We start from the raw sequence: 14,052 nt of genomic DNA, 5'->3' as shown, positions 1-14,052 counted from the left end.
TCTCCCGACCCTTCCGCCGGCGCGCCTCCCCCGTCCCGCCCGCCGACGATGACCCCCTTAGGAGTCGTCATGCGTACTCCCCTCCGGCCTCTCTCCCGGCGTGGACTGCTCACCGGCACTCTCGGTTCGGCCGCACTGCTCACCATGGGCGGCAGCCTCGCCGGCTGTGGCACCAAGGGCGCGCAGCAGACCGAGGCCGGCTGCGTCAGCGAGGACCTTTCCGGCACCGAGAAGAAGCTTGCCTTCTCCAACTGGCCGCAGTACATGGACGTCGACGAGAAGGACGAATCCAAGCGGCCGAGTCTGGACGAGTTCATCACGAAGACCGGCATCCAGGTCACTTACACCGAGGACATCAACGACAACAACGAGTTCTTCGGCAAGGTGCAGAACCAGCTCGCCGCCTGCCAGAGCACCGACCGGGACATCATCGTCCTGACCGACTGGATGGCGGCGCGGATGATCCGGCTCGGCTGGATCCAGAAGCTCGACCCGGCGAAGCTCCCGAACGTCCAGGCGAACCTGTTGCCGTCGCTGCTCAACCGCTCCTTCGACACCGAGAACCGGATCTCGATCCCGTGGCAGTCCGGCCTCGCCGGGTTGGCGTACAACGGCAGCGTCACCAAGGAGGTGCGGACCGTCGACGAGTTGCTGACCCGGCCCGACCTCAAGGGCAAGGTGACGGCGCTCAGCGAGATGCGCGACACCATGGGCCTGCTGCTCGGTGCGGGCGGGCACAACCCGGCGAACTTCACCGGCGCCCAGTTCGACGACGCGCTCAACAAGCTCAAGAAGGCCGTCGACTCCGGGCAGATCCGCAAGTTCACCGGCAACGACTACGCACCGGATCTGGCCAAGGGCGACATCGCCGCGTGCATCGGCTGGTCCGGCGACGTCATCCAGCTTGCCAGTGAGAACGAGAAGGTGAAGTTCGTCGCGCCCGACTCCGGTGTGATGCTCTTCAGCGACAACATGATGGTTCCCAACAAGGCCACCCACAAGGGCAACGCCGAAGCGTTGATCAACTATTACTACGAGCCGGCCGTCGCCGCGAAGCTCGCCGCGTACGTCAACTACATCTGCCCGGTCAAGGGCGCGCAGGCCGAGATGGAGAAGATCGACCCGGAGCTCGCCGCCAACCCGCTGATCTTCCCGGACGAGGCGCTGCTGTCGAAGTCCAGGGTGTTCATGTCCCTGGACGAACGGCAGGAGAAGGAGTACGAAGGCAAGTTCCAGCAGGTCATCGGGGCGTGACGGGGATGGCGCGCGAGACACCGGCCGGCGATCTGCGCCTGGCCAACCTCACCAAGCGGTTCGGCATCTTCACGGCCGTCGACGATCTGAGCCTCACCATCGAGCAGGGTTCGTTCTTCGCACTGCTCGGCGCGTCCGGCTGCGGCAAGACCACCACGCTGCGGATGATCGCCGGGCTGGAGGAGCCGACCAGCGGCCAGGTACTGCTCGGCGATCGGGACATCGCCCGGCTGCGGCCGTACAAGCGGCCCGTCAACACGGTTTTTCAGAGCTACGCGCTCTTTCCGCACCTCACGATCTTCGAGAACGTGGCCTTCGGGCTGCGTCGGCGGGGCATCCGCCCGGTCGACGACGAGGTCCTGCGGATGCTGTCGCTGGTGCAGCTCGACGGCTTCGGCAGCCGCCGCCCGGCCCAGCTCTCCGGTGGCCAGCAGCAGCGGGTCGCGCTGGCCCGTGCGCTGATCAACCAGCCGCAGGTGCTGCTGCTCGACGAGCCGTTGGGCGCGCTCGACTTGAAGCTGCGCCGGCAGATGCAGATCGAGCTGAAGCGGATCCAGACCGAGGTGGGCATCACCTTCGTGCACGTCACCCACGACCAGGAGGAGGCCATGACGATGGCCGACACCGTCGCGGTGATGAACGCCGGCCGGATCGAGCAGCTCGGTGCCCCGGCCGACATCTACGAGTTCCCCGCCACCGCGTTCGTGGCGAACTTCCTCGGCCAGTCCAACCTGCTCGCCGCCGAGGCCGCCGGCACCACCGGGGGCGACGTCGCGGTGACGGCACACGGCTCGCGCTTCTCGGTGCCCGCCGGCCGGGCACGGGCCGACCGGGGGCCGGTCCACCTGGGGGTACGCCCGGAGAAGCTGCACCTGGTCGGTTCCGCCGACCAGGTGCCCGCCGGCCACCAGCACGTCACAGGGGTCGTCACGGACGCCTCCTACGTGGGGGTCAGCACGCAGTACCTGCTGCGCACCGACTGGGGCACCGAACTGTCGGTCTTCGCGGCCAACAGCGGAGTGGGGACCCAGGTGCCGGTCGGCAGCCAGTCGGTGGCGTACTGGGATCCGCGGCACGCGTTCCTGCTGCCCCGCGACGCCGCCGACACCGACCGGACCTCGCCGGTGCTCGACGAGCCGGTGGGCGCGCCGTCATGACCCTCCTGGCTCCCACCAAACCGGGGCAGCCGCCGCCCCCGCCACCGCCCGCCCGGCCCGGGCGGTACCGGCTCCTGCCGTACCTGTTGCTGCTGCCCGGCGCGGCCTGGCTGTTGGTGTTCTTCGGCGTACCGCTGCTGCAACTCGCCGCGGCGAGCCTCTACGACCCCAGCGGCTCGCTCTCCACCGGGTACGCGATGACGTGGGCGTTCGGCAACTACCCGGACGTGGTGCAGGCGTACTGGCCGCAGTTGCTGCGCTCGTTCGGCTACGCCGGCCTGGCCCTGGTGCTGGCGCTGCTGCTCGGCTACCCACTGGCGTACGCCATCGCGCAGAAGGCCGGCCGGTGGAAGAACCTGCTGTTGGTGTGCGTGGTCGCGCCGATGTTCACCAGCTTCCTGGTCCGTACCTTGGCCTGGAAGACGATCCTGTCGGACAACGGCGCGCTGGTCGGTCTGCTGCGTGACGTGCACCTGCTCGGCCCGGACGGCCGGCTGCTGGCCACGCCGTTCGCGGTGGTGCTCGGCCTGACGTACAACTTCCTGCCGTTTCTGGTGCTGCCGCTGTACGCGAGCCTGGAGCGGCTGGACCACCGGCTGCTGGAGGCGGCGAGCGACCTGTACGCGAGCGGGTTGCAGGCGTTCCGTCGGGTGACCCTGCCGCTGTCCATGCCCGGCCTGGTCGCCGGCACGCTGCTGTTCTTCATTCCGGCCAGCGGCGACTACATCAACGCCGAACTGCTCGGCACCCCGAACGAGTACATGATCGGCAACGTCATCGATTCGGCGTTCCTGGTGCGGCTGGACTACCCGCAGGGCGCCGCGCTGTCGTTCCTGCTGATGGCGGCGATCCTCGCGGTGGTCTTCGGCTATCTGCGCAGGGCCGGCACGGAGGAGGTGCTCTAAATGAGAGTGTCCCGCTGGCTGGCTGACCGCTGGGTGATGATCGTGGCGCTACTGGTGCTCGGCTATCTGGCGCTGCCGATCCTGGTGGTGGCCGGGTTGTCGTTCAACCGCCCGTCGAGCCGCCTGTCGTACGACTTCAACGAGTTCACGCTGGACAACTGGCGTCAGCCGTGTGCCACCTCGGACATGTGTGACGCGGTCGTGCGCAGCGTGCAGATCGGTTTCATCGCCACCGTGGTCGCGACCGTGCTCGGCACCCTGATGGCGTTCGCGCTGGTCCGGCACCGCTTCCGGGGCCGGTCGGGCATCAACGTGCTGATCTTTCTGCCGATGGCCACCCCGGAACTGGTGATGGGCACGTCGCTGCTGGCCCTGTTCGTCTCCGCCGGGGTGCCGCAGGGCTTCTGGACGATCGTCATCGCGCACGTGATGTTCTGCGTGTCGTTCGTCGTGGTGACCGTGAAGGCGCGGCTGGCCGGGATGGACCGGCGGTTGGAGGAGGCCGCCATGGACCTCTACGCCAGCGAGTGGCAGACGTTCCGGCGGATCACCCTGCCGCTGGTGTTGCCCGGCATCGTGGCCGCCGCGCTGCTGGCCTTCTCGTTGAGCTTCGACGACTTCATCATCACGAACTTCAACGCCGGCACCACTGTCACCTTCCCCATGTACGTCTGGGGCGCTGCCCAGCGGGGCATCCCGCCGCAGGTCAACGTCATCGGCACCGCGATGTTCGCGATCGCGCTGCTGCTGGTCGGGCTCAGCTCGTTGCGCGGCCGGCGGGCTCGCCGTGCCAACCTGCTGGCCCGTACGGCGCCTCAACCGCGCCGGTCGTCATGACCCCGGCCGCGGGTGGTCTGACAGGTCTGCGGTCATGACCCTCTCGCAGGCCGGCAGGGCGCTCGCCGACGCGGCACCCGTGCCGTACTGGCTGGACCGCCCGGACCGCCCCGATCCGCTGCCGCCCCTCGTTGGCCCGCAGACCGCCGACCTGCTGGTGATCGGCGGCGGCTACGGTGGGCTCTGGGCCGCCCTGCTGGCCAAGCAGGCCGATCCCGACCGCGACGTGCTGCTGGTCGACGCCGGCACCTGCGGCTGGGCCGCGTCCGGGCGCAACGGCGGGTTCTGTGCCGCCTCGCTCACCCACGGGCTGGCCAACGGCGTCGACCGGTTCCCCGACGAGGTCGGCGAACTGGAACGCCTCGGCCGGGAGAACCTGGACGCCATCGCCGCCACCGTCGCCGAACACGACATCGACTGCGACTTCGAACGTACCGGCGAGCTGGCCGTCGCCGTCGAGCCGTACCAACTCGACGGGCTGGCCGCCGACGCGGAGCTGGCCCGCCGGTACGGCCACCGGGTGCGGCTGCTCGACCGGGACGAGGTGCGCGCCGAGGTCGACTCGCCGACGTACCTGGGTGGGATGTTCGATGCCGACCGGGTGGCGATGGTGGACCCGGCGAAGCTGGCGTGGGGTCTGCGCCGTGCCTGCCTCGACCTCGGCGTGCGGGTGCACGAGCACACCCGGGTCACCGGCCTGCGCGCCGACGGCGCCGCGCTGCGTGCGCGGACGGCCGGCGGGCGGGGCGCCGCACCCGGTTCGGTGCGGGCCCGGCGGGTCGTCCTGGCCACCAACGCGTTTCCGCCGCTGCTGCGTCGGCTGCGCGCGTACGTCGTGCCGGTGTACGACCACGTGCTGATGACCGAGCCGCTCACGCCGGCCCAGCGGGACGCGATCGGCTGGCGTAACCGGCAGGGGCTGGCCGACACGGCCAACCAGTTCCACTACTACCGGATCACGGCCGACGGGCGGATCCTCTTCGGCGGCTACGACGCGGTCTACCACTACGGCAACCGGGTCGCGCCGGAGCTGGAACAGCGGCCGGCCACCTTCACCACCCTCGCCAACCACTTCTTCACCACGTTTCCGCAGCTCGCCGACGTGCGTTTCAGCCACCGCTGGGGCGGCGTCATCGACACCTGCACCCGGTTCTGCCCGTTCTACGGCACCGCCTACGACGGTCGACTGGCGTACGCGGCCGGCTACACCGGCCTCGGCGTCGGTGCCACCCGCTTCTCCGCGCGGGTGCTGCTCGACCTGCTGGACGGCGGGGACACCCCGCTGACCCGGCTCGACCTGGTACGCCGCAAGCCGCTGCCGTTCCCGCCGGAACCGGTCCGCGCGCTCGGCATCAATCTCACCCGCCGGTCGATGGCCCGGGCCGACGCGCGCGAGGGTCGGCGTGACCTGTGGCTCCGTACTCTCGATCGCCTTGGTTTGGGGTTTGATTCCTGATGCGTGTCCTTCTCGTCGGCGCCGGTGGCGTCGGCTCCGCCGCTGTATCCATCGCCGCCCGACGGTCCTTCTACGAGACGATCGTGGTCGCCGACTACGACCTGGACCGGGCCCGCCGCGCGATCACCGGTCACGGTGACCGGTTCGTCGCCGCCCAGGTGGACGCCTCGTCGACCGACGCGGTCGCGGCACTCTGCCGGGAGCACCGGATCACCCACGTGCTCAACGCCGTCGACCCACGCTTCGTCATGCCGATCTTCGACGGCGCGTTCGCGGCCGGCGCGGACTACCTGGACATGGCGATGTCGCTGTCGCACGCCGCGACCGGCGTGAAGCTCGGTGACGACCAGTTCGCCCGGGCCGACGAGTGGTCCGCGGCCGGGCGGCTGGCCCTCGGCGGCATCGGCGTCGAGCCCGGCCTGTCCGACGTGTTCGCCCGGTACGCCGCCGACGAACTCTTCAGCGAGATCGACGAGATCGGCGTCCGCGACGGGGCAAACCTCACCGTCGACGGCTACGACTTCGCGCCCTCCTTCTCGATCTGGACCACGATCGAGGAGTGCCTGAACCCGCCCGTGGTCTGGGAGAAGGGCCGTGGCTGGTACACCACGTCGCCGTTCTCCGAGCCCGAGGTCTTCGACTTCCCCGAGGGCATCGGGCCGGTCGAGTGCGTCAACGTGGAACACGAAGAGGTGCTGCTCATCCCGCGCTGGATCGACGCCAAGCGGGTCACCTTCAAGTACGGCCTCGGCGACGAGTTCATCGGGGTGCTCAAGACCCTGCACAAGCTCGGGCTGGACGCGGTCACTCCGGTGCGGGTGCGTGGCGTCGACGTGTCCCCGCGCGACGTGGTGGCGGCCTGCCTGCCCGACCCGGCCACCCTCGGCGCGCGGATGCGCGGCAAGACCTGCGCCGGCACCTGGGTTCGGGGCCTCGGCCCGGACGGGCAGCCCCGGGAGGTCTACCTCTACCACGTCGTCGACAACGAGTGGTCGATGCGGGAGTACGGGCACCAGGCAGTGGTGTGGCAGACGGCGGTCAACCCGGTCGTCGCGCTGGAGCTGCTCGCCAGCGGCGTCTGGTCCGGTGTCGGGGTGCTCGGCCCGGAGGCGCTGGCCCCGACGCCCTTCCTCGACCTGCTGACCGCCTACGGCTCGCCGTGGGGAATGGAGGAGCGATGAGCCGCTACGGGGCCATGTACGGGCCGGACATCACCTTCCTCGGCGTGGACCGGTGCACGCTCGACGACCCCGCCTCGTACGCCGACGCCGACGCGGTGATCGTCGGCGCGCCCTTCGACGGCGGCACCTCGCACCGACCCGGCACCCGGTTCGGGCCGTCGGCCATCCGCCAGGCGTGCTACCTGGCCCACGACGGCTCCCGCCCGTCCCTCGCGCTGCGCGTCGACGCACTGCGCGACCTGCGGGTGTACGACGCCGGCGACGTCGAGATGTTCTCCGGCGACATCGAGAGGTCGCTGTCCGCGTTGGAGGCGGCGGTGTATGCCGTCTCGTCCTCCGGTGCGATCCCGGTCGTGCTCGGCGGGGACCACTCCATCGCGCTGCCCGACGCGACAGGCGTGGCCCGACAGCACGGACACGGCCGGGTGTCGCTGGTGCACTTCGACGCCCATGCCGACACCGGCGAGATCGAGTTCGGCTCGCTACACGGTCACGGCCAGCCGATGCGCCGGCTCATCGAGTCCGGCGCGGTACGCGGCGACCGGTTCCTCCAGATCGGGCTGCGCGGCTACTGGCCGGGCCCGGAGACCCTGTCCTGGATGGCCGAGCAGCGGATGCGGTCGTACGAGATGACCGAGCTGGTCTCGCGAGGGCTGGAAGAGTGTCTGACCGAGGCCTTCACGATCGCGGTGGACGAGTGCGAGGGCGTGTTCCTCTCCGTCGACGTGGACGTGGTCGACCCCGGAATGGCACCCGGCACCGGCACCCCGGAACCGGGCGGCCTGACCTCCCGGCAACTGCTCGACGCCGTCCGCCGGGTCTGCTACGAGCTGCCCGTGGTCGGGGTGGACGTGGTCGAGGTCGCCCCGCCGTACGACCACGCCGACATCACCGCGTACCTGGGGAACCGCGTGGTCCTGGAGGCGCTCTCGGCCATCGCCCGCCCCGCCCTCCCCCGCGATCTTGCACTTTCTGCCCCGGCTTTTCGTATCTTCCGGGCAATTCGGCGACAGGAAGCGCAAGATCGCGGGGCGGTCGGGGTGGGCTAGCAGAGAGGGCGAGGCTTTGGGACTTGTCCACACGGGATGGCGTTATCCACAGCCCGCTTTCGTGGGGTCTCGGGGGGCGGTGTGGGCCGTCAGGCTGGCGGCGTGGCTACTCAGATGTGGCGTACGGATGCGCTGATGCGAGCCCTTACCGTGCGGCGGATTCGCACCCGACTCGCCCGCGAGGAGTTGCTGCGGGTGCGTCGCGGCGTCTACGCCGACCAGCCCTGCGGCGACGGAGACCAGCTACGTGCTCTCCTGCTCCGGCTGCCCGGGGAGGCCATGCTGACCAGGCAGAGCGCGGCGCGGCGACACGGCTTTGGCGTGCTGCGGGAGGACGTGGTCCACATCCAACTGCCCGCCTCGATACCCAAGCCCCGGCTCCCCGGGTTGGTCGTACACCACTCGATTCTGCCCGTGCATCCGGTTCTCGTTGATGGCGTGCCCTGCGTTCCGGCGGCCCGTTGTGCGGTGGATCTCGCACGCGCCGTCCGGCGACTGGACGCGCTGCCCGTGCTCGACGCGGCACTGCGGACAGGCAGGGTCACCCAGGAGGATCTGCTGAGGGAGGTGTCGGCCCATCGCGCGCTGCGCGGCGTCCGGCAGGTGCGCGAACTCGTGCCGTTGGCGGACGGTCGGGCGGAGTGCCGGCAGGAGAGCCAGCTCCGCCTAACGTTAATCGATGGACGGCTGCCGCCGCCGGAGCCGCAGCTATGGGTGCACGACCGTCACGGCATCCGTCTCTATCGGCTAGACCTGGGGTACCGCGAGCGCCGGGTCGGTATCGAGTACGACGGCTCATCTCATCTGGACCGTGATCGCCTCCGGCGCGACCGGGAACGCGTCAACTGGCTCGACGCGAACGGTTGGCGCATGCGCTACTTCACCGACCGCGACCTCTACCAGCGCCCCAGTTACATAATCGCGACCGTCCGTGCAGCCCTCTCGTAACCCCACCCCACCCCGCCCACCCCGGTGCCCTTCCCGCCCCTTCTCTCACGCCGATCTTGCAGTTCCTGCCTCGACTATTGGTGCAGAAGTGGCACATCGGCGACACGAACTGCAAGATCGCGCGGGGGGTGAGGGTGAGGGTGAGGGCGGGGTGGGTTAGGGGGCTAGGTGGGAGCGGATTAGGAAGCGGACGCCGTCGGGCGCTTCCAGGGAGAAGCCACTGCCTCGGCCGGGGACCACGTCGACGGTCAGCCGCGTGTGTTTCCACAGCTCCCACTGCGACTTCGACATCCAGAACTCGACCGGCTCGGACACCCCGTCGACCGTGAGCGAGGCGAGCAGGATGTCGGACGAGCCGGTACGGAACTCGCCGGCCGGGTAGCACATCGGTGCGCTGCCGTCGCAGCAGCCGCCGGACTGGTGGAACATCAGCGGCCCGTGCCGCCCCCGCAGCGACCGGATCAACTCGGCCGCCGCGGGGGTGAGCGAGACGACGGGCATCAGAAGAAGCCGAGCTTCTTGGTGGAGTAGCTGACCAGCAGGTTCTTGGTCTGCTGGTAGTGCTCCAGCATCATCTTGTGGTTCTCCCGGCCGATGCCGGACTGCTTGTAACCGCCGAACGCGGCGTGCGCCGGGTACGCGTGGTAGCAGTTCGTCCACACTCGACCTGCCTGGATGGCTCGCCCGGCCCGGTACGCGGTGTTCATGTCCCGCGTCCACACGCCGGCGCCCAGCCCGTACAGGGTGTCGTTGGCGGTCTTGACGGCGTCGTCGAGGTCGGCGAAGGAGGTCACCGAGACCACCGGGCCGAAGATCTCCTCCTGGAAGATCCGCATCGAGTTGTCGCCCTCGAAGATGGTGGGCTGGACGTAGTACCCGCCCGACAACTCGCCGCCCAGGTCGGCGCGGGCGCCGCCGGTCAGCACGCGGGCGCCCTCCTGACGGCCGATGTCCAGGTAGGACAGGATCTTTTCCAACTGGTCGTTGGAGGCCTGCGCCCCGATCATCGTGTCGGTGTCCAGGGGATGGCCCTGCACGATCTGCTCGGTGCGGGCGACCGCGGCGGCGAGGAAGTCGCTGTAGTGGCCCTGCTGGATCAGCGCCCGCGACGGGCAGGTGCAGACCTCGCCCTGGTTGAGGGCGAACATGGTGAAGCCTTCGAGGGCCTTGTCGAAGAAATCGTCGCGAGACGCGCTGACGTCGTCGAAGAAGATGTTCGGGCTCTTGCCGCCCAACTCCAGGGTGACGGGTTTGATGTTCTCACTGGCGTACTGCATGATCAGCCGCCCGGTGGTGGTCTCGCCGGTGAACGCCACCTTCGCGACCCGGGCCGAGGACGCCAGCGGCTTGCCGGCCTCCACGCCGAAGCCGTTGACGATGTTGAGCACGCCGGGCGGCAGCAGGTCCGCCACCAGCGACAGCCAGTAGTGGATGGACGCCGGGGTCTGCTCGGCCGGTTTGAGCACCACGGCGTTGCCGGCGGCCAGCGCGGGCGCCAGCTTCCAGGTGGCCATGAGGATCGGGAAGTTCCACGGGATGATCTGCCCGACCACGCCGAGCGGCTCGTGGAAGTGGTACGCCACGGTGTCGTCGTCGAGTTCGCCGAGCGAGCCCTCCTGCGCCCGGATCGCCCCGGCGAAGTAGCGGAAGTGGTCGATGGCGAGCGGGATGTCGGCGGCGAGGGTCTCCCGGACCGGCTTGCCGTTCTCCCAGCTCTCGGCGATGGCCAGCGATTCCAGGTTCTCCTGCATGCGGTCCGCGATCCGGTTGAGGATCAGCGCCCGCTCGGCCACCGAGGTGCGCCCCCAGGCGTCGGCCGCGCCGTGGGCGGCGTCCAGTGCCTTCTCCACGTCGGGGGCGGTGCCCCGGGCGACCTCGGTGAAGGTCTGCCCGGTGACCGGGGTGGGGTTCTCGAAGTAGTCACCACCGTGCGGCTTGACGTACTCGCCGCCGATGAAGTGGTCGTAACGGGACTGCCAGTGGGTGGGCGCGTCGTAGCGCGTCATGGTTACCTCCGCCGTCGTTGTGCGGGTGTGCCGACGGCGACGGTAGTTTCAGGAACGTTGCAGCCACGTTGCGCGCGGAAGGTCGTACTCCTCGGCGAGCTGGTCGATGCGCGCGAGCGCGAGCGGCCGACGCGCCGCGCCCGCCGGCAACGCCCGCGCCAGGGCCTGCCACGCGGCCAGGTCGTCGACGCCGGCTGGTGTCGCGGTCCAGGCCGCGAGCAGCGCCGGGTCCGCGGCGGCCAGCACGGCCGCGCGGAGCTGACCGTCGATCAGCCGGCGCAGTCGCGTGACTCCCGGCGCGTCCGACCCGGGCAGCAACGGCCCGGGGTACGCGTCGAGCGCTCCCGCCGGATCGCCCTGGTCCAGCCGTGCGGCAACGGTGGTGAAGTCGGCCCGGACGGTGCCGCGTAGCCGGTACGGGCGGGAGTCGAGCAGCTCCGGCCCGAGCGCCCGGCGCAGCCGGGACAGCTCGGCGCGCAGGGTGACCGGGTGCAGCCGGTCGTCGCCGTAGAGGTCGAGGCCGAGTTGCTCGCCGGTGCGGCCCTCGGGATGGTGCAGCAGCAGCACCAACAGCTCGCTGTGCCGGCGACCGAGCCGGATGCGCCGTCCGTTGACACGCAGCTCCGCCTCGTCGCGGCCGAGCGCGGTCACGAAGGCGACGCCCGGCTCAATCGGCCAGGCGGCGGCGAGCTGCGCTTCGGCGGCCCGGGCGGTGGCCCGGACCAGCGCCAGGCTCTGCGGGTTGGCCAGGTGGTCGCCGCCGGTGATGTCGACGGCGCCGAGCAGCAGCCCGGTGGTTGGGTCGTGGATCGGCGCGGCGGCGCACGTCCAGCGCTGCACCGGCCGGCTGAAGTGCTCGGTGGCGAAGATCTGCACGCTGTGGTCGACGGCCAGCGCGGTGCCGGGAGCGTTGGTGCCGGCGTGCGTTTCGTCCCAGCGTGCGCCGGGCACGAAGTTCATCCGCTCGGCGTGCCGGAGCACCCCCGGATGCCCCTCCACCCAGAGCATCCGCCCGTACGCGTCGCAGACCGCCATCAGGTGCTCACCGTCCTGCGCGATGCCGCCGAGCAGGTCCCGGAAGAGCGGCAGCACCCGGGCCAGCGGATGCGCGGCCCGGTACGCGGCCAGCGCGTCGTCGGTCAGGTCGACCGGCGGGGTGGCCTCTGGGTCGAGCCGCGCCGAACGTTCCCAGGAGCGGCGGACCACCTCGCGGACCCGGTGCGGCGGGGCGCCGGCGGTGAGAAATGCTTCGTGGGCGGCGCCGACCTGCGCGATCCGCTCCGCCGGATCGACGCCGAACTCCAGGGCGAGCCACGGGTCAGCCATCGGCGACCTCCTAGGACCCCATCGTGACGCAGCTCACCCTCGATCGCCAACCGGCAGGTCGGGTGGAAGATGGCGCGGGTGAGGTGCTTACAAAACCCTTAACCCTGGTCTGGGACGGTATGCGGGCGAGGCGAACCACGGGGGAGCGGAATCGTGCGGGTGTTGGTGGCGGACGACGAGAGGCTGTTGGCGGACACGGTGGCCGAGGGGCTACGGCGGCTCTCGATGGCCGTCGACGTCTGTTACGACGGTGCCGGGGCGCTGGAGCGGATCGGGGTGAACCGCTACGACGTGGCGGTGCTGGATCGGGACATGCCCGGCCACACCGGCGACGAGGTGTGCCGCAGCATCGCCGGTTCCGCCGTCGGCACCCGGGTGCTGCTGCTCACGGCGGCGGCCGGCATCCGGGACCGGGTGGAGGGCCTCGACCTCGGCGCCGACGACTACCTCACCAAGCCGTTCGCCTTCGCCGAGCTGGTCGCCCGGGTGCAGGCCCTCGGGCGGCGGTCCACCCCGGCGCTTCCGCCGGTGCTCGCCCAGGATGGCGTGGTGCTGGACGTCGCCCGGCACCACGCCACCCGGGACGGCCGCCCGCTGGCGCTCAGCCCGAAGGAGTTCGCCGTGCTGCACGTGCTGCTGCGTGCCGGCGGGCAGGTGGTCAGCGCCGAGGAGTTGTTGGAGCAGGCCTGGGACGAGTTCGCCGACCCGTTCACCAACGCCGTACGGGTCACCGTCATGACGCTGCGCAAGAAGCTCGGCGACCCGCCGGTCATCCACACCGTGCCGAAGGCCGGCTACCGCATCGGAGGTCCGGCGTGAGCTGGACCCCCCGTCGCCGGGTCCTGCTGGTGGGCCTGCTGGCGCTGCTCGCCGGGCCGGTGCTGCCGACCGTCGGCAACTGGCTGGCCGGGCTGATCTGGGATCGTGGCCTGCTGCTCTGCGGCCTGCCGCTGCCCGGCGTGATGGAGTCCTGCACGCAGGCGGGCCGTGGCGCGTTCGTGCTCCCCGTGCTGTCCGTGCTGGTCGTGACGCTGGGCGCCCTGCTGGCGCTCTGGTTCGGGGCGACGTGGTGCATGCGCCCGCTGCGTAACCTCGCCGAGCCGATCCGGCACCTCGGCCCGCAGAACCTCGGCCACCGGATCCGGCCCCGGGGCAACGACGAGTTGGCCCAGTTGGCGCGGGCCATCGACGAGATGATGGAACGCGTCTCCGCCGGGTACGAGGGGCAGCGTCGGTTCGCGGCGAACGCCTCCCACGAGCTGCGTACCCCCCTCGCCGTGCAGCGGACCCTGATCGAGGTGGGCATGGCCCGGTCGCTCACCCCCGAGCAGTTGGAGCTGCTGACCGGCCAACTGCTGGAGACCAACGAGCGCAACGAGCGGCTGATCGAGGGCCTGCTGGCGCTCAGCGAAAGCGACCAGGGCCTGCGGGCGCGCATCCCGCAGCGGCTCGACCACCTGGTCGCCGGGGTGCTCGCCGGCTATCAGGACCGGGCGCGGGAGGCCGGCGTCAGCATCGAGAGCCACCTTGCGCCCCGGGTCGTCGTCGGCGAGCGGGTGCTGCTCGAACGCCTGGTCACCAACCTCGTGGAGAACGGAATCAAGTACAACCGGCGCGGCGGCTCGCTGACCGTCAGGGTCGGTCCGACGCCGGCGCTCTCCGTGGTCAACACCGGCCAGCCGGTGCCGGCGGAGGCTGTCGCCGGCCTCTTCGAACCGTTCCGTCGCCTCGCCCGGGACCGCACCTCGCACGGCGGAGGTGCCGGCCTCGGCCTGGCCATCGCCCGCTCGATCACCCAGGCACACGAAGGCACCATCGCCGCCCGACCCGCCGAGCACGGCGGCCTGCGGGTGGACGTCCAACTACCCACCTCGCCCTAGCACCCACCACCGTTCGGGGTCCCGCATCGCGGCAACCCCACCTTCGGCGTGCT

Annotated in this window: 13 protein-coding genes; 10 read left to right on the top strand and 3 right to left on the bottom strand. The window is 70.6% G+C overall.

The genetic code is table 11. The annotated features are described in order from the left end of the window. The first annotated feature begins 69 nt into the window (after window positions 1-69). From ABZ808_RS20730 to ABZ808_RS20695, 8 genes are all read left to right on the top strand, one after another. Window positions 70-1,254: a spermidine/putrescine ABC transporter substrate-binding protein gene (locus ABZ808_RS20730; protein WP_357008834.1), complete on the top strand. Its 1,185-nt coding sequence runs from the start codon at window positions 70-72 to the stop codon at window positions 1,252-1,254. 5 nt (window positions 1,255-1,259) lie between these two features. Continuing rightward, window positions 1,260-2,411, top strand: a complete 1,152-nt coding sequence (locus tag ABZ808_RS20725) for an ABC transporter ATP-binding protein (protein ID WP_357008832.1) — start codon at window positions 1,260-1,262, stop codon at window positions 2,409-2,411. Continuing rightward, entirely contained in the window at window positions 2,408-3,316 is a 909-nt protein-coding gene (locus ABZ808_RS20720; RefSeq protein ID WP_357008830.1) for an ABC transporter permease, read from the top strand. Before ABZ808_RS20725 ends, ABZ808_RS20720 begins: the two co-directional genes overlap by 4 nt. After that, a complete protein-coding gene (locus tag ABZ808_RS20715; RefSeq protein ID WP_357008827.1) occupies window positions 3,317-4,153 on the top strand; it encodes an ABC transporter permease in 837 nt (278 codons plus the stop codon). A 34-nt stretch (window positions 4,154-4,187) separates the two neighbouring features. Next, window positions 4,188-5,609 carry an FAD-dependent oxidoreductase gene (locus ABZ808_RS20710; protein ID WP_357008825.1) on the top strand — a complete coding sequence of 474 codons (1,422 nt, stop codon included), beginning with the start codon at window positions 4,188-4,190 and terminating at the stop codon, window positions 5,607-5,609. Then, a complete protein-coding gene (locus ABZ808_RS20705; RefSeq protein WP_357008823.1) occupies window positions 5,609-6,790 on the top strand; it encodes a saccharopine dehydrogenase C-terminal domain-containing protein in 1,182 nt (393 codons plus the stop codon). The genes ABZ808_RS20710 and ABZ808_RS20705 overlap by 1 nt, the downstream gene beginning before the upstream one ends. Continuing rightward, window positions 6,787-7,839 carry an agmatinase gene (speB, locus tag ABZ808_RS20700; protein WP_357008821.1) on the top strand — a complete coding sequence of 351 codons (1,053 nt, stop codon included), beginning with the start codon at window positions 6,787-6,789 and terminating at the stop codon, window positions 7,837-7,839. The genes ABZ808_RS20705 and speB overlap by 4 nt, the downstream gene beginning before the upstream one ends. A 135-nt stretch (window positions 7,840-7,974) precedes the next feature. Further along, window positions 7,975-8,787 carry a DUF559 domain-containing protein gene (locus tag ABZ808_RS20695; RefSeq protein ID WP_357008818.1) on the top strand — a complete coding sequence of 271 codons (813 nt, stop codon included), beginning with the start codon at window positions 7,975-7,977 and terminating at the stop codon, window positions 8,785-8,787. A 156-nt stretch (window positions 8,788-8,943) separates the two neighbouring features. Here the strand turns inward: ABZ808_RS20695 and ABZ808_RS20690 are convergent, their stop codons facing one another. The 3 genes from ABZ808_RS20690 to ABZ808_RS20680 are packed head-to-tail and all read right to left on the bottom strand — an operon-like array spanning window position 8,944 to window position 12,119. After that, complete coding sequence (locus tag ABZ808_RS20690) at window positions 8,944-9,291, bottom strand: DUF779 domain-containing protein (RefSeq protein WP_357009545.1); 348 nt, start codon at window positions 9,289-9,291, stop codon at window positions 8,944-8,946. Then, complete coding sequence (adh, locus tag ABZ808_RS20685) at window positions 9,288-10,793, bottom strand: aldehyde dehydrogenase (protein WP_357008815.1); 1,506 nt, start codon at window positions 10,791-10,793, stop codon at window positions 9,288-9,290. Before adh ends, ABZ808_RS20690 begins: the two co-directional genes overlap by 4 nt. Window positions 10,794-10,841: 48 nt before the next feature. Then, on the bottom strand, window positions 10,842-12,119 hold the full coding sequence (locus tag ABZ808_RS20680; protein WP_357008812.1) for a transcriptional regulator: 1,278 nt from the start codon (window positions 12,117-12,119) through the stop codon (window positions 10,842-10,844). Window positions 12,120-12,272: 153 nt separating this feature from the next. Between ABZ808_RS20680 and ABZ808_RS20675 the strand changes: the two genes are divergently transcribed. Continuing rightward, on the top strand, window positions 12,273-12,938 hold the full coding sequence (locus ABZ808_RS20675; RefSeq protein ID WP_357008809.1) for a response regulator transcription factor: 666 nt from the start codon (window positions 12,273-12,275) through the stop codon (window positions 12,936-12,938). Beyond that, on the top strand, window positions 12,935-13,999 hold the full coding sequence (locus ABZ808_RS20670; RefSeq protein ID WP_357008806.1) for a HAMP domain-containing sensor histidine kinase: 1,065 nt from the start codon (window positions 12,935-12,937) through the stop codon (window positions 13,997-13,999). The genes ABZ808_RS20675 and ABZ808_RS20670 overlap by 4 nt, the downstream gene beginning before the upstream one ends. The last annotated feature ends 53 nt before the right edge of the window (window positions 14,000-14,052 follow it).

Origin of the sequence: Micromonospora sp. NPDC047527, from assembly GCF_040643015.1 — a bacterium.
Lineage (GTDB): Bacteria > Actinomycetota > Actinomycetes > Mycobacteriales > Micromonosporaceae > Micromonospora.
The sequence above is the reverse complement of the archived record's forward strand: the minus strand, read 5'-3'. Positions and strand labels throughout refer to the sequence as shown.